The organism is Erythrobacter sp. SCSIO 43205 (genome assembly GCF_019904235.1).
GTDB lineage: Bacteria > Pseudomonadota > Alphaproteobacteria > Sphingomonadales > Sphingomonadaceae > Erythrobacter.
This window is the reverse complement of record NZ_CP063202.1, coordinates 3,051,240-3,066,607: the sequence shown is the minus strand read 5'-3', so window position 1 is coordinate 3,066,607 and position 15,368 is coordinate 3,051,240. Positions and strand designations below refer to the sequence as shown.

Below are 15,368 nucleotides of genomic sequence, written 5' to 3'. Positions count from 1 at the left end.
GAGCCTTCGCGGCTAGGGCGCAAGTATGGAAAGCGCATCAGCCCAAGAAGAGAATGTTGCCGGCATGGATAACCCCTTGCGCTCGGCAATGTTTTTTGGCGCGCTTTTGCTCGGCAATGCGGCGCTGGCGATGGGGCCATGGTTGGTGCGGCTTGCCGATACAGGTCCGGTAAGCGCTGCGTTCTGGCGGCTGTTTCTGGCGCTCCCGTTTCTGGTGTGTTTCGCGCGTCTCGCGGGTCAGCCCATGCGCGGGCTTCCCCAAAAGACTTTGATCGTGGTGGCCATTGGCTCCATCGCTTTTGCGAGTGACCTTGCCAGTTGGCACATCGGGATCGAGATGACGCGTCTGGGCAATGCGACCCTGTTCGGCAATGCGGGATCAATCATCCTGTTGTTCTGGGGCTTTATCATCGCGCGGATGATGCCGCGCGGGTTTGAATGGCTCGCGATTGTCTGTGCGCTTGCCGGGGCAGGGATTTTGTTGGGCCGCTCTTTGGAGATTTCGGCAGAGACATTCGTGGGCGATTTGTTCTGCATTACGGCGGGCCTGCTCTATGCGGTGTACCTTCTCACCCTTCAAAAAGAACGCGCACAGTTCGGTTCGTGGAGCTTGCTTGTTTGGGTGAGCATATTTGCCTGTCCCTATCTCTTGGGGCTGGCTGTGATCTTGGGGGAACCCGTGTGGCCGACCAATTGGACGCCGGTGATCGTGCTGTTCATCACAAGCCAGCTGGTCGGCCAGGGGCTCATGGTGTTCTCACTACGCCACTTCCCGCCGCTCATCATCGGGCTGACCTTGCTGACCCAGCCTGCGATTGCGGCGATGATTGGATATTTTGCCTTTGACGAGGTGCTGAGCGCGCTGGACGTAGTCGGGATGCTTTTGCTTGGGTCTGCGCTGGTGGTGGCGAAGGCTGCGCAAGGGCGCGGCGTCAGGAAGGAATAAGCTGCTGAACTTCGCGGTAGCGCTCTTCCGCCTGCCGCAAATCTGCCCCCACCAAATGCTCGCGCGCCTGTTCGATCAGCAGATCAGCTTGATTTCTCAGCCCCGCTTTCCTCTCACTGCTGGTGACTGGATGTGCAGCCTTCGCGATGACATCGAGCATCACCATCGTAGCGCTATGGCTGGTCGCAACCGCGCTTCGCATGGAGCCAAGCCCGCGTTGCAGATAATGCTCATAAGTGTCGGGCAGTGGGATCACCGGGCACTCATCTGCATCTTTGCCGCATACATCCTTACGTAAATCGCGTCGGGCGATTTCCGATGTAACCGCGCCAAGCCAGTGCAGCGCGGTGATCGCGGTGAAAGGATCGTTGATCCCCGGCGACAGTGCGCGCAGCCCGATCTCCACCAATTGGTCGATCAGATATTGCGGGTCCTGCTCCCGCGTGCGCACCGGGCCAAGGGTGAAGTGTGGTTGGACGGCTTCGCGTAAGTCCTGCGCGCTCGCTCCTTTTACGTCGAGCAGCGGCAAGTCACGGTGAACAAAATCGCCTGTGCGAACTCTCAATGACAAGATGCAGCCGTGCTCATTGGCACAGTGTTCGAGGTCTTCAAAGTCGATCATTTGCACATATCCGCTTGATGTGGCGGCAATCGTCTCACCCCCTTCGGATTGGCGGGCATCGCGGAACTCTTCTTCGATGGGGTAAGTGTCGCGAACCGCGTTCAGCAATTGCTTGCCCACCTTTTCCAGCACCATGGAAATGCGGATGGAAGAGGGCACGTGATGGAGGAAAAACACAAGGACACCCACGCACGCACCAACCATCAGATAAGCGATCAGGAGCGAGAGTTGCGGGGCAAATCCGGGCAGGTTGGTCGCAACCGCATCAGAGGTTGAGGCGGCGACCTCGTCCTCGGCGCGCACCGAACGAAGGACAATCATCGTATAGACAAAGGTGCCGATAAAGGCGGCTAGGCTTACCTGATTGCCCTTGTCCTCAAGGAAATTGGTGAGCAATCGCGGGCCATAGCTGCTGCTGGCGTAAGTGACCGCGACAAGGGTGATTGAAAAGACGGTCGAGGCGACACCGATCATCGTGCCTGCCATCACGGTCAGGATATCGACGGCCCCTTTCGGGCGCACTGGCACAAGCCAGTCGTAGTTCGAGAGAAATTGGGCAAAGCCGTTGCGGTCAAGATAGACCGCTACAAATCCCAGCACCGCGGCGAGGATGGCAAAGGTCGCGGGATAAAACCAGTAATTGGCGTTAAGCCGCGCCCAGAAAAAGCGAATTTCAGCGGTCATACGCTTACCAACTGATCAAAACCCGTTTGGTTGCGAGCAATTCGCGGCCGAAGATCATCAGGCCCCATTAGAGGACATCACCCCCCAAACTTCACAAAGCCCAAATCGCCCTGACCCACAGTCCCGCTCGCCATTTCGAGCATCTTGTCGAGGCTCTTCTTCGCTTGCACCCGCAGCTCCTCGTCCATCTCGATGCGCGGTTCCAGATCGCGCAGCGCGGTGTACATCTTCTCCATCGTATTGAGCGCCATGTAGGGGCAGATGTTGCAGTTGCAGTTGCCGTCTGCACCGGGCGCTCCGATGAAGTTTTTTTCAGGCAGCGCCTTTTCCATCTGGTGCATGATGTGCGGCTCGGTCGCGACGATCAGAGTGTCGCCGTCAAAGTCTTTGGCGAATTTCAGAATGCCGCTGGTCGAGCCGACGTAATCGGCGTGATCGACAATCGCTGGCGGACATTCAGGGTGGGCCGCAATCGGCGCGCCGGGATGCTGTTCCTTAAGCTTCAACAGCTCGGTTTCGCTAAAAGCTTCGTGCACCACGCAAACGCCCGGCCACAGCAGCATTTCGCGGCCAAAATTGCGACTGAGCCAACCGCCCAAGTGACGGTCAGGGCCAAAGATGATCTTTTGATCTTCAGGGATCTGCGACAGGATCGTTTCAGCGCTGGAGCTGGTGACGATGATGTCCGAGAGCGCTTTCACCTCAGTCGAGCAGTTGATGTAGGTGAGCGCGATGTGATCGGGATTTGCCTCACGGAAAGCTTTGAATTTCTCCGGCGGACAGCTGTCTTCGAGAGAGCAGCCTGCGTCCATATCGGGCAGGATCACGGTCTTCTCTGGCGAGAGGATTTTGGCTGTTTCAGCCATGAATTTGACCCCGCAAAACAGGATCACATCCGCATCCGTCTCCGCCGCCTTGCGCGATAACTCCAAGCTATCGCCCACGAAATCGGCAATGTCCTGAATGTCGGGGGTCTGATAATAGTGCGCAAGGATCACCGCGTTGCGCTCTTTCTTGAGGCGGAGGATTTCCGCGTGAAGTTCGTCCCCGCTCGGCACTTTGCTTTCAAAGCTCATAGATTGATCCCTGCTTCTTTTGTTGCGCGTCATATAGGCAGCATTTCTATGATTTGCGAGGGGGCAGTTTGCCAATGACACACAGCGCGATTGTGCTAGCCTTGCCCGCGCGCATTGAGCGTGCGCGCGGGAAGGAAGACTGTTCTTAATGTTGAAAGCATTGATTTTTGGCGTTGTCGGTGTCGTGGTTCTGGGCGCAGCTGCGTTCTTCGTGCTGGGGCTGGTGTCGCAAAAGGGCGAGGCGCCCGGCCTTGTCGATGGGCGACTGGCGTCGTGTCCTGATAGCCCTAATTGCGTCAGCAGCGAAGAGAGCGCACCGCCGGAAAAAGCAGTCGCACCGCTTGCGCCAGAGGCGTGGGATTCACTTGCGCAAGTCATTGCTGCGCAAGGGGGCACAATCACAAGCCAAAGCGAAGACTATATCGCCGCCGAGTTCAAATCGGCGGTCTTTGGATTTGTCGATGATGTCGAATTTCGCCGGGCTGAGGAGCGGGTGCACCTGCGCTCTGCCAGCCGGGTGGGATATTCAGACGGCGGCGCGAATGCGAAGCGGGTGGCGAGGCTTCGCGAGGCCTTGTTGAAGCGCTAAACCGCGACCCCGAACAAGGAACCGATGGCGGCGGTTGCTGCCATTGCGATGATCCCCCAGCCCACGACGCGCACAATGGCAGGAGCGATTGACGCACCACCAAGCTTTGCGCCCATGGCTCCTAATAGTGCCAGCGCGAAGACTGATACCAGAGCGATGGCCGCAATCGTCAGCGAAGATGGAACCAGAAGCGCGGCCAGAACGGGAAGAGCGGCTCCAACGGTAAACGACACGCCCGATGCAAAGGCGGCCTGAAGCGGATTTGCAGCAAGATCATCCGACAGGCCCAATTCGTCGCGCAAATGCGCTTCGAGCGGGTCGTGTTGCGTTAATTCACGGGCGACCAAGGCGGCTGTGTCATCGCTCAGGCCGCGCTCCTTGTAAATCTGGGTCAGCTCTTCAAGTTCTGCCTGAGGTGTTTCAACGATTGCTTGTTTCTCGCGCGCAATATCGGCTTGCTCCAAATCGCGCTGCGCAGAGACGGAGATATATTCACCCGCCGCCATCGACATCGCCCCTGCGACAAGGCCAGCGACGCCCGAAATCGCGATAACCGAAGGGTCAGGATCAGCCGCTGCAACCCCGATGATAAGCGAGGCGACAGAGATTATCCCGTCATTCCCGCCAAGCACAGCAGCGCGAAGCCAGCCGCCGCGACCGACATAATGGGGATCATCGGGATGGGCGCTTGGCGTCATTGGTTCAACTTACCGTCCAAACGCCATCATCGTGCATCGCTAGCCCGCGCTTTTCGAGGTCGAGGAGGTGTGCCTTTACGCTCATTTCGGCAGCGCCAATCAGCCTTTCATCAAGGCCTTTATACATATCGGGAATGAACTCAGCGACAGGCCGCGCACGCTCACCCATGAGGCGAAGGATCTGGTTTTCGCGTTGACGCCGGTGTCCGATCATGCCGCGCACTAGCTGTTTTGGCTTGGTAATCGCCGCGCCGTGAGCGGAGTGATAGACGGTGTCTTCCCTTGCCATCAGCTTTTCCAAGCTCGCCATATAGTCGCCCATATCGCCATCGGGCGGAATGACGACACTGGTCGACCAGCCCATGACATGATCGCCGGTGAACAGCGCGCCGCTTTCTTCAAGCGCAAAGCATAGATGGTTTGAAGTGTGTCCCGGTGTGGCAACAGCGGTCAGCGTCCAGCCAGTGCCGCGCATCTGCTCGCCATCTTCGAGCACGCGATCGGGTTCATAGGTCGGGTCAAACGCTTCGTCAGAGCGCGGGCCAGCGACTTGAAGCACCAAAGGCGCGCAGCCCACGATGGGCGCGCCCGTTTGCTCCGCCAGAGGCTTTGCTGCTGGGGAATGGTCGCGGTGGGTGTGGGTGCACATAATCGCGGTGATTTTGCGTGGTCCCACAGCTTGCATGATTGCTTCAATATGAGGGCCTTCATCGGGCCCCGGATCAATCACGGCGCAATCCGGACCATTGGCCTCGCCCACGACATAAGTCTGTGTCCCGGTGAAGGTGTAGGGCGAGGGATTGGGAGCGAGCACGCGCATGACCAGCGGCTCAACCTGATCGGCGAGGCCAGTGGGCCAAGGTTTAGGGGGTATCTTCGACATTATGTGACCTTATGGAGAAAGGGCTGACAGATGTCATCATTCAGGTTATTTTACATTTGACCCAAGGTGCAGCGGGTCAATGGGAGAGCCAATGGCGGACTATATTCTCGTACTCGACGAGGGGACCACCTCAACCAGAGCCATGCTCTTTGCCAAGGATGGTGTCCTTGCTGCGAGCGCGCAGAAAGAGATCACTCAGCATTACCCGCAGGATGGCTGGGTCGAACATGACGCTGCTGAAATCTGGGAAAAGACGCTGGCCTGCGCGAATGAGGTTATCCCCAAAGCGGGCGGTCCAGCGCTGATTGCGGCGATTGGTATCACCAATCAACGTGAAACGGTGGTTGCCTGGGACAAGAATACGGGCGAGCCGCTGACCCGCGCGATTGTGTGGCAGGACCGGCGCACTGCCGATTTTTGCGAAGATATGCGCAGTCAGGGTTTCGAAGCAGAAGTGCAGGCTCGAACGGGGCTTTTGCTCGATTCCTATTTCTCCGGCACCAAAATGCGCTGGATGCTCGACAATGTGGACGCGGTGCGCGAGGCGGCGGTTGTTGGCACGCTTGCTTTTGGCACAGTGGAAAGCTGGCTGACTTTCAAATTGTCGGGCGGGACCACGCATATTTCGGATGCGAGTAATGCGAGCCGCACGCTTCTGATGGGCCTTACTGATACAGGTTTTAGCGAGGAGCTGTGCGACCTGTTCGGTGTGCCCATTTCTGCGCTTCCTCATGTGGTTGATATGTCTGGCGGGCTGGCGCTCACTGATAAGGCCTTGTTTGGTAAGTCGATCCCGATCACTGGTCTTGCCGGCGATCAGCAATCTGCAACCATCGGCCAGGCGTGTTTATCGCCCGGTGAAACCAAGGCGACCTTTGGCACAGGTGCTTTCATTTTGACCAATCAGGGCGAGGCGATCCCGCGTTCGGGGCACCGCTTGCTCGGCACAGTCCTTACACAGATTGGGGGCAAGCGCACCTATGCGATTGAAGGTTCGGTGTTCGTTGCGGGCAGTCTCGTGCAATGGCTGCGCGATAGCCTTGGTATCGTGCGCGAGGCGAGCGAGACGGAAGCGTTAGCCCGCTCTGTTCCCGACAGCGGCGGGGTGACGATTGTGCCAGCGCTCTCCGGCCTTGGCGCGCCGCATTGGCAGCCGCAAGCGCGCGGAGTGATCTCTGGCCTCAGCTTTGCCAGCGGCAAGGCGCATATTGCCCGCGCCGCGCTTGAGGCGATGGCTTATCAAACGCATGATCTGGCCAACGCCTTTGCCGCCGATGGAAGGCCATGGCACACTTTGCGCATTGATGGCGGCATGGCCGAAAATGACTGGATGGCGCAGGATTTGGCGGACATTCTGGATCTGCCTGTGGATCGCCCGCAGTTCGTCGAAACCACCGCGCTTGGCACAGCGATGCTGGCCGCAAGCGGGGTTGGGCTTTACGGCGATCTTGCCAGCGCGGCCGAAGCGATGCGCGGTGATTTAACCACGTTCGAGCCGCAAATGGATACAAAAGTGCGTGAGCGCCGTCTTGCTACTTGGCAGCGGGCCTTGGATTTTAGTGCCGGGCAGTCGAAGGGCTAAGCGCTTGCAAGCGCTTTAGAAATTGTGTTCGCTGAACCGCCGCTCAAGCTGTGAGCGATAGGCGCGCGCAGGCGATGTCATTTCAAAACCTGAGCGCCACGCTTCATCAAGGCGTGCGATACGTTCATGCAGCCTTTCGGTTTCCGCAATCAGCTCACGCGTGGGTGGCTCGAGCGAAGCGAGCGCTTTGGGATCGGAGGGGCGATCTGTTGGCAGCGTGCCATGCTTGCGGACCTGCTCTGCGTTCAGCTCGCCCGAAAAATAGGCGCGCTGGTTCAAAAGCCACGCCAGCACGTGCATCATGCGGGTTGTTGTCTTCAAACCTTCGGTCGAAAGCGCAAGGCGCGCCATTGTATCGCCGCCAATTTCCGGTTCATGCGCACCGCGCGCAAAAACAGCGCGCACTTCATCAGCGAGGACCAGAGCTTCGGTGTAGAGCGCTTCGATAATGGGGCGCGATAGGTTTACTGACTTTGCCATAGTTGATTGAGCTACTCGGCTGCGCCCCGGGATTCCAGTAGCGTATGGTTACTATCCTGCTAAGATTTACAGGCTGTCTCTAAGGGGGACGATAAGCCCGCGATGCTTACTGCACCTCGGACGATACCTAAGGGATTGCGCGTATTTTTGCCGGGTGGGGCGGAGTAAATGCTCCAAATTACACACTAAATCCGATCAAGCGATGATGTCAGGAAGCAGCGTATCCTCAATGATCGCGATTTGATCCTTAAGCCGCAGTTTGCGCTTTTTTAAACGAGCCACCTGGAGCTGATCGCTGGGCCCTTTTTCTGTAAGGGCAACAATCGCCGCGTCGAGATCGCGGTGCTCAGTCTTGAGAAGTTCCAGACGTTTTTGCAGCTCTTGCTCGTTCATTATCGTCCCGGACCTGTTCCAATCCGCGCAGTTGCGGCCCTGTCAGTGTGAATGATTGTAATGCCCGTTACTGTCTCACACCGCAAGCGCTGCGCAAGGGGGCGCAAACACGGTAAAACCTCGTCTAAGGACTCAACCTCAATTGATCAGGCGGGCTCAAGCGAGGAACCTTTGGGCTGATCATAGCTGTTCGGTTCTTTGCAACTTAGCCGCAGATATGGTTCTATTGATTTGCAGCTTGGACCTGAGTGTCCGAGTCGCCATCCGGGGGCAAACCCCCGACAACACATAGGAGACAAAGCATATGGCAACTGCCCATTCCGCAACCGCGAATTCCTCAGGCGCCCAACTCTCTCACATCAATGCTCTCCAATCCAAACACGCCGGTCTTGAAGCCCGCCTTCGCGATGAAATGGCTCGGCCAGCGCCAGACGCAGCAGCGGTTCAGGCTCTCAAACGACAAAAGCTCAAGATAAAGGAAGAGCTCTCGCGCGCCTGAATACGCTGAAGAGGGTGATTACACTCCTTCGCGAACTCGACTTCTTGAAATAAGGCGGCGCCAATCGCGCATAATGCTTGGCGGGAGGAAACACCATATTGTGCCTTCCGCCAAGCTAAAGCGCCCCTAAGCGACTTTGCCTTTGCACCATTGATCGCTAAGGTCTTTTCACGATGACCGCCGTTGATGCCGCCCGCCAAATTCTGACCAGCCTTCACGATGTGATGGCCTCGCGTATGCACGCACAAGGCAAGCTGGATCAGGTGGTCGATGTAATCGGCGAAAGCCTCTCTTCAGAAGTGTGCTCGATCTATCTCTTGCGCGAAGGGATGCTCGAACTCTTCGCCACGCGCGGACTGAACAAAAGCGCGGTGCACGTCACCCGCATGGCGGTTGGCGAGGGGCTAACCGGGACGATCGCCGACAAGGTGGAAACCCTCAACCTGGCTGAGGCCAAGGCGCATCCCGACTTTCAATACCGGCCTGAAACGGGGGAGGATAAGTTCCACTCCTTCGCTGGGGTTCCCATCGTTTACCGCGAGCGGGCGGTGGGCGTCTTGTGCGTCCAGCACGTCGATCCGCGCCGCTATGAAGACGTTGAGATCGAAGCGCTTCAGACGACAGCCATGGTCCTGTCTGAATTGATCGCCAATGCCGAATTGATTGACGAGGAAGAGGCGTTTGGCCTGACCCCTGAACAATCCGGGCCACAGACGATCAATGGTCTGACGCTGGTAAAAGGGCTTGCGACCGGCATTGCCGCTTATCACCAGCCGCGCGTTGAAATCACACAAGTCGTGGCTGAAGATACCGAGGCAGAGCGTCAGCGGGTCTATGCCGCCTTTGACAAGATGCGCGAGCAGATCGACGGGCTTGCCAATAGCGCCGAATTTGGCGCGGGCGGCGAACATGAAGAGGTGCTGGCGACCTATAAGATGTTCGCATACGACGAAGGGTGGTCGCGGCGCATCAATGAGGCGATTGATTCCGGCCTGACTGCAGAGGCCGCGATTGAGCGCGTGCAGCAACACACCCGGATGCGAATGCGCGAGATTGACGATCCGCTGCTTGCCGACCGGATGCACGATCTTGAGGATCTGGCGAACCGATTGCTGCGAATTGTTTCCGGGCAATTGGGCACGGCGGCGCAGGCCGGGCTTCGCAAGGACACGATTCTGATCGCGCGCAATCTGGGGCCTGCGGAACTTCTTGAATATGACCGGCGGCGTTTGAAAGGCGTGATCCTTGAGGAAGGATCGCTCACCGCGCACGTTGTTATCGTTGCGCGCGCCATGGGCGTGCCGGTGCTGGGCCGGGCCAACAACGGCAATGGCGGGCTTCGCGGGATGGTGCGCGACGGCGATGAAATCCTGCTGGATGCCACCGCCGGTGTGGCAACTGTGCGTCCCGCACAGCCTGTGGCCGACGCCTTTGCGGCGCGCTTTGCCAAGTCAAAGGAGCGTCAGGCCGCCTACGCAAAGCTGCGCGATGTTGAACCTTTCACCAAATGCGGCGCGCGCATATCGGTGATGATGAACGCAGGGCTTCGCGATGATATTGGCTCGCTCGCCTTGACTGGCGCGGACGGGGTGGGCCTGTTCCGCACAGAGTTCCAATTCCTCGTCTCAGCCACTCTGCCTCAGCGCGAAAGGCAGCAAAAGCTGTATCGAGACGTAATTGATGCAGCGGGCAACAAACCCGTGATTTTCCGCACAGTCGACATTGGTGGCGATAAGGCGGTGCCATACCTCGCCTCTGAGATCGCCAGTCAGGACGAAAACCCGGCGATGGGTTGGCGTGCACTGCGTCTGGCATTGGAACGCGATGGCTTGATGAAAGCGCAGGCGCGTTCCTTGATCGAGGCGGCGGCAGGCCGCTCGCTTTACGTCATGTTCCCGATGGTGTCCGAAGTTTGGGAATTTGACGCGGCAAAGCAGGTGTTCGATGAGCAACTCGCATTCCTGCGCTCGAAAAAGAAGATGGTGCCCAAGGAAATCCATTTCGGCGCCATGCTCGAAGTACCAGCGCTCGCTGAGATGCTTGACCTCTTGCTCCCGCGCCTGTCGTTTCTTTCCATCGGCACCAATGATCTGACGCAATTCCTGTTCGCAGCCGACCGCGGCAACCCCGCATTGGCAGAGCGATATGACTGGCTTTCCATTCCGATCATGCGCTTTCTCAAGCGGGTCGCAGCACAGGTCGATGGAAGCGGAGTTTCGCTTGGCGTGTGCGGGGAAATGGGAGGCCGCCGATTGGAGGCGCTGGCTCTGCTAGGCATTGGCTATCGCCGCTTGTCGATCACCCCGGCAGCCGTTGGCCCGATCAAGGAATTGGTGCGCAAGGTGAATTTGGAAGAAATCACCGAGGCGATGAACCTTTGGCTGGCCAAGCCACACACCAATTTGCGTGAGGAACTCACCCAATGGGCGGCAGCGCGCGATATCGAAGTCGACTGACGCGCGCGACTGCTCATTTACCGCATACTAACCGCTCTCTTGGCCGCTTTTCGGGGGCATCTGGCCTATTCGGACCAGTTTTTTGTGATCGCTCCCTTGACTCGCAAATGATCGCAAAGCTCTATGGTGTCATAACAAAACAGGCACCCCGCAGGGGCAGCAGCGGACGGGTCGATGGTAAATGAACAAACACACCTCAATGAGGTCGATAGTGATGAGACTTCTGTGGACGATCTGACGGACACGCCCAATGGGGGTGCCCCAGGCGGGGCCAGCGACGAGTCCGGTGCCAAGACTGGTGCTGGGGAGCGATTGCGTTCCGCACGCGAAGCACGTCGGATGGAGCTGGAACAGGTCGCCGCTGAAACCCGGATCCCTATCCGTCATCTGGAATCGATAGAGGCGAGCGCCTTTGATGCGCTTCCCTCGCGCACTTATGCCATCGGTTTTGCCCGCAGCTATGCGCGCGTCGTTGGCTTGGATGAAAAATCCATCGCTGATGCCGTTCGTGAAGAGCTGGCGGAGAGCGGGGAGCACCGCCGACCTGTTCCCGGAGGGATGGAGCCAGGCGATGCCGCCAAGCTGCCTTCACGCGGCCTTGCATGGTTTGGCGCGATTGCAGCGCTCTTGCTGATTGCGGGCGTTCTCGCTTTCGCTAGCCGCTACTTTGGTGCTGGTGTCGAATTGCCGTCGCTGATGGCGGATGGCGATGATGCGGCTGAAACTGTTCCTGAACAGATGGCGGACGCAGCCGGTGAAAACAGCAGCGCTGATGCAGCGACCACCGCCACCGCTGCCAGTGCTGAAGGACAAGTGGTCTTCACCGCGACCGGTGAGGGCGCGTGGGTGCGTTTTTATGAAGAGGGCGGCGAACGCCTTTACGAAGGCGTGATGGAAGATGGCGACACTTATGAAGTGCCGCTTGATGCGCAAGACCCCCGGATCAACACCGGGCGTCCAAACCTTTTCAACATCACCATAGGCGGGGTGGCTGTCCCTCCGCTTGCGACCGAGATGGTCCCTGTTTCCGATGCACCAGTATCAGCCGCAGCCTTGCTTGCGCGCGGGAATGGGGAAGAGGGTGAGGGCGGTTCGCCATAATCGGCGCGCCCTCAAGGCGCTCACCTGACCGACGGGTGGCGCGAGGTTTTACAAAATCCCTTCCCACATTCCCCCGATTAGTGAGGGGGCGGGCTCGACTTGGAGGCGCGGGTTGGGGCAGGATTCTGCTGCTATTCATCCGCCGTGTGGCAGGTTTTTGCTCACGATGTGGACAATTCAAGGACCAAAAGGAAGCGAGTGACCGCTATGCATCTGACCCTTCCATCCAAGCCGTTTCGCAAATTGCCCCCCATGCTCGGGGCTGTGGTTGCCGCCGCAGTGGTCGCGACGACCCCTGTCCCCGCCGCAGCACAGGATGATGCCGAGGCTCGCCTTCGCCGCGCCGAAGCGGAAATCCGCGCCCTGCAACGCGCGGTGTTTCCCGGCGGCGATGGCCGTTTCTTCGAACCTCTGATCACGCAGCGCGATGGCACAAACACTCAACCCAATGTCGCGCGTCCCTCGACCAGCGCGGTAACCGATATTCTTGCGCGGCTTGATGCGATGGAACTGCAACTCCAGCGGCTGACGGCTTTGACCGAAGAGAACCGTTTTGCCATCGCAGCAGTGCGCTCGCGGCTCGATGCGCTTGAGGCGGGAGGCGCGGCGACCCGCACTCTTCCCACCAGCGGCGCGCAATCGGGTAACGCGGCTTCGGGAGGGCCGTCATCGGGAGGGGCAACGCGTAGCAATATCGACGCGATGAGCGGAGCCCAATCGAGCGCGACGACAACCTCTTCGAGTGCACAGCCACCCGCTGCCACAGGTCCGAGCGATGAACGGCTTGCGGGCGTGCAGGCCATCACCAAACCGCAAACCGATGATGCGGGCGATGATGAATATTCCTACGGCTTTCGCTTGTGGAACGCCGGATACTATCCCGAAGCGCGCCAGCAATTGGCTTCCTTCGTAGAACAATATCCCAACCACCCGCGCATCACATACGGGCGCAATTTGCTTGGCCGTGCGTTTTTGGACGATGGTCAGCCAGAGGAAGCGGCGCGCTGGTTCCTGCGCAATTATCAGGCCGACCGCACTGCGCGCCGCGCGCCTGACAGCCTGTTGTACCTCGCTGAAAGCATGATCGCGATGGATGATACGCGGCGGGCTTGTATTGCGCTTTCTGAATTTGGCGAGACATATCCCGCAGTTGCCACGGGGCGTTTGGCGGACCAATATCAGGCGAACCTGCAAAAGGTCACTTGCGAAGAATGATCGGCGCATGAGCAAAAACAGGGGCGCCGAAAGGGGGCGCTGATTGATACGCAATTACCTCTTGATGCTGTAGACCCTGAGCTAACACAGCGCTTTGCTGCATCGCTCGAAGCGCTCTGGCCAGCCGAGGAGCGCGGCGGGCCATTGGGCCTTGCGGTTTCGGGCGGGCCGGACAGCCTTGCTTTGCTGGTGCTAGCGGCCATCGCTTTGCCCGGCGAAATTGCCGTGATGAGCGTGGACCATTCCTTGCGAAAAGAGGCTGAGGCTGAAGTTGCTTTGGTTGAAAGCGTGTGCGCGGCTCTCAATGTGCCGTTCACCCCTGCCAAAGTGCACGTGGGCGGCGGCAACCTTCAGGCCAAAGCGCGCGAGGCCCGCTATACGGCGCTGGGCGATTGGGCGATTGAGCAGAGCCTTGGAGCGGTTGCGACGGCGCACCACATGGATGACGCAGCAGAGACGCTCTTGATGAGGCTTGCTCGTGGCAGCGGGCTTGCCGGGCTTGCCGGAGTGCGCGCTTTTGCTCATGTGCCGGGCTATGAGGATGTCCCTCTCGTCCGCCCGCTTTTGGACTTTCGCAAAGCAGAGCTTGAGTGCGTGGTTGAGGCCTGCGGTATTACGCCGGTGCGTGATCCTTCCAATGAAGATAGCAATTTCGAGCGTGTCCGGGTGCGCCGCCACATTGCAGAGCACGAATGGCTAGCTCCGGAGGCTTTAGCTCGAAGCGCGCAGCATCTAGCCGAAGGCTGGCGCGCCCTTGAATGGTATGCGCAAATCGACTGGGAAGAGATGGTAACGCGCGAAGATACCGACGACGCTGGCTTTAGGGGCGCGCCGCAATACCGCTATTTCTGCAATGTCCCACGCGCCATTCAGGTGGAGACAGTGTGCCGGATTGTGTCTGAGCTTGGCGGACGTGTCACCCGCAGCGAGGCAGGCGTTGCCGCTGACCGCCTATGGCGCGGCGAAAACGCATCGCTTGGCGGGGTATTGGCGCGCCCTGGCGTCGAGAAGGTCGCCAAGGTGGGCGTGGAAATGCGCGTCTGGCGGTTCTCATCTGAACCACCGCGTGCGGTGCATTAATCTTACCCGTTGATAAGCTTGTCGCCCACGCCAATCATCTTGCCGCGCGTGACGATAACCTTGTCGCCGCGCTTGGCGACAGCGAAAAGCTTTTCTGCAAACGGATCGGGAACACCAACACAGCCGTGCGAGGCATAGCCGTTCATCACGGGCGAGCCGTGGATCGCAATCCCGTCCCACGTCATGCGCAGCGTCCAGGGCATGGGCGCATTGTCATATTTCTCCGACACATTGTCCTTCTCCTTGGTCAGGATCGGGAACACACCGACGGGTGTCGGGTGGCTTTTTGTGCCGAGCAGGGCAACGGCCGTGCCGATTTCATGGCCATCGCGAAAAACGCTGATCACACGTGCGTCAAGATCGACCGTGATAACGAGCTTGCCCGTCTTCGGGGCGCGGCTTTCATCCCAGAACCACTCGCCATATTTGATCGTGCCTTCAATCGGCAGGATTGAATTGATGACGAAAGGGTCTTCTTTCGCTGCCACAACAGGGGCAACAACTGGTTCTGGCGCGGCAATAGCGGGGGTGGGCGCAGGGACGCGCGATGCGGCCTGACCCATAGCGCGCGCAGTGATTTCAGCGGGCGCAGCGGGCAGTTCGGGCAAATCATCTGTCGCCTGACGCGCAATCTGGCGCGTGGCAGCGCCGCGTTCTGGCGATCCGATCGTATTTCCGGGAAGCGGTGGAAGCGCGGCTTCGGGCGCCATGTAGGGTTGTGGCAGGGAAGGGTCGAAGACCAGCGAATCGCCGCCAGTTGTCGGATCAATCGCGCGGATCGCGTCCTCAACATCGTCAGCGACAATCATCGCTGCATCGCCTGCCATTTCCTCTGAAGTCTGTCCCACCACAAGGCTCCCACCGCCCATAAGAGCAGCAAGACCAATCACCCCTGCAATGCGAATCTTCCCAAGTGCCATCGTCTTTCGTCCCTAAATATTACTCGCAACTTAGCGCTTTTAAGGCTGAACCGCCAGTGACTTGCAGCCACGCGTCCCTTGGGGGGACGCTGCGTGGGGGCAAAAGTTAACGCGAAACGGGCGCAGGATGTGTAAAATCATGTG

The 15,368-nt window shown here is 58.8% G+C and carries 15 protein-coding genes; 8 read left to right on the top strand and 7 right to left on the bottom strand.

Going from position 1 to position 15,368, the window contains the following annotated elements:
- The first annotated feature begins 25 nt into the window (after positions 1 to 25).
- Positions 26 to 946 (top strand): DMT family transporter, encoded by a 921-nt coding sequence (locus INR77_RS14485; RefSeq protein WP_223071715.1) that lies wholly within the window; start codon positions 26 to 28, stop codon positions 944 to 946.
- Here INR77_RS14485 and INR77_RS14480 read toward each other — a convergent pair.
- Positions 933 to 2,252, bottom strand: a complete 1,320-nt coding sequence (locus INR77_RS14480) for a DUF2254 domain-containing protein (protein WP_223071714.1) — start codon at positions 2,250 to 2,252, stop codon at positions 933 to 935. The two genes, INR77_RS14485 and INR77_RS14480, sit on opposite strands and share 14 nt — an antisense overlap.
- Positions 2,253 to 2,329: 77 nt before the next feature.
- Positions 2,330 to 3,328: a quinolinate synthase NadA gene (gene nadA, locus INR77_RS14475; RefSeq protein WP_223071713.1), complete on the bottom strand. Its 999-nt coding sequence runs from the start codon at positions 3,326 to 3,328 to the stop codon at positions 2,330 to 2,332.
- 148 nt (positions 3,329 to 3,476) lie between these two features.
- Between nadA and INR77_RS14470 the strand changes: the two genes are divergently transcribed.
- Positions 3,477 to 3,917, top strand: a complete 441-nt coding sequence (locus INR77_RS14470) for a DUF1499 domain-containing protein (RefSeq protein ID WP_223071712.1) — start codon at positions 3,477 to 3,479, stop codon at positions 3,915 to 3,917.
- Here INR77_RS14470 and INR77_RS14465 read toward each other — a convergent pair.
- The gene (locus tag INR77_RS14465; protein ID WP_223071711.1) at positions 3,914 to 4,615 is read right to left on the bottom strand and encodes a VIT family protein; all 702 of its coding nucleotides are present in this window, start codon (positions 4,613 to 4,615) and stop codon (positions 3,914 to 3,916) included. The two genes, INR77_RS14470 and INR77_RS14465, sit on opposite strands and share 4 nt — an antisense overlap.
- A 4-nt stretch (positions 4,616 to 4,619) precedes the next feature.
- Positions 4,620 to 5,498, bottom strand: a complete 879-nt coding sequence (locus INR77_RS14460; protein WP_223071710.1) for an MBL fold metallo-hydrolase — start codon at positions 5,496 to 5,498, stop codon at positions 4,620 to 4,622.
- Between the two features lie 91 nt (positions 5,499 to 5,589).
- Here INR77_RS14460 and glpK point away from each other — a divergent pair, with 91 nt between their 5' ends.
- Positions 5,590 to 7,080: a glycerol kinase GlpK gene (gene glpK, locus INR77_RS14455; RefSeq protein ID WP_223071709.1), complete on the top strand. Its 1,491-nt coding sequence runs from the start codon at positions 5,590 to 5,592 to the stop codon at positions 7,078 to 7,080.
- A 15-nt stretch (positions 7,081 to 7,095) separates the two neighbouring features.
- Here glpK and INR77_RS14450 read toward each other — a convergent pair whose 3' ends face one another.
- Positions 7,096 to 7,560 carry a DUF1465 family protein gene (locus tag INR77_RS14450; protein ID WP_223071708.1) on the bottom strand — a complete coding sequence of 155 codons (465 nt, stop codon included), beginning with the start codon at positions 7,558 to 7,560 and terminating at the stop codon, positions 7,096 to 7,098.
- 195 nt (positions 7,561 to 7,755) lie between these two features.
- The gene (locus INR77_RS14445; RefSeq protein ID WP_223071707.1) at positions 7,756 to 7,953 is read right to left on the bottom strand and encodes a YdcH family protein; all 198 of its coding nucleotides are present in this window, start codon (positions 7,951 to 7,953) and stop codon (positions 7,756 to 7,758) included.
- A 304-nt stretch (positions 7,954 to 8,257) separates the two neighbouring features.
- On the opposite strand from INR77_RS14445, the gene INR77_RS14440 reads away from it, so the two are divergent.
- From INR77_RS14440 to tilS, 5 genes are all read left to right on the top strand, one after another.
- On the top strand, positions 8,258 to 8,452 hold the full coding sequence (locus tag INR77_RS14440; RefSeq protein ID WP_223071706.1) for a YdcH family protein: 195 nt from the start codon (positions 8,258 to 8,260) through the stop codon (positions 8,450 to 8,452).
- Positions 8,453 to 8,625: 173 nt separating this feature from the next.
- The gene (gene ptsP / locus INR77_RS14435; RefSeq protein ID WP_223071705.1) at positions 8,626 to 10,908 is read left to right on the top strand and encodes a phosphoenolpyruvate--protein phosphotransferase; all 2,283 of its coding nucleotides are present in this window, start codon (positions 8,626 to 8,628) and stop codon (positions 10,906 to 10,908) included.
- Positions 10,909 to 11,082: 174 nt separating this feature from the next.
- A complete protein-coding gene (locus INR77_RS14430; RefSeq protein WP_223071704.1) occupies positions 11,083 to 12,009 on the top strand; it encodes a helix-turn-helix domain-containing protein in 927 nt (308 codons plus the stop codon).
- Between the two features lie 207 nt (positions 12,010 to 12,216).
- Positions 12,217 to 13,224 (top strand): tol-pal system YbgF family protein, encoded by a 1,008-nt coding sequence (locus INR77_RS14425; protein ID WP_255574027.1) that lies wholly within the window; start codon positions 12,217 to 12,219, stop codon positions 13,222 to 13,224.
- 144 nt (positions 13,225 to 13,368) lie between these two features.
- On the top strand, positions 13,369 to 14,304 hold the full coding sequence (tilS, locus tag INR77_RS14420) for a tRNA lysidine(34) synthetase TilS (RefSeq protein WP_223071703.1): 936 nt from the start codon (positions 13,369 to 13,371) through the stop codon (positions 14,302 to 14,304).
- Between the two features lie 2 nt (positions 14,305 to 14,306).
- Here tilS and INR77_RS14415 read toward each other — a convergent pair whose 3' ends face one another.
- Complete coding sequence (locus INR77_RS14415) at positions 14,307 to 15,224, bottom strand: L,D-transpeptidase family protein (protein WP_255573807.1); 918 nt, start codon at positions 15,222 to 15,224, stop codon at positions 14,307 to 14,309.
- Positions 15,225 to 15,368 lie beyond the last annotated feature (144 nt).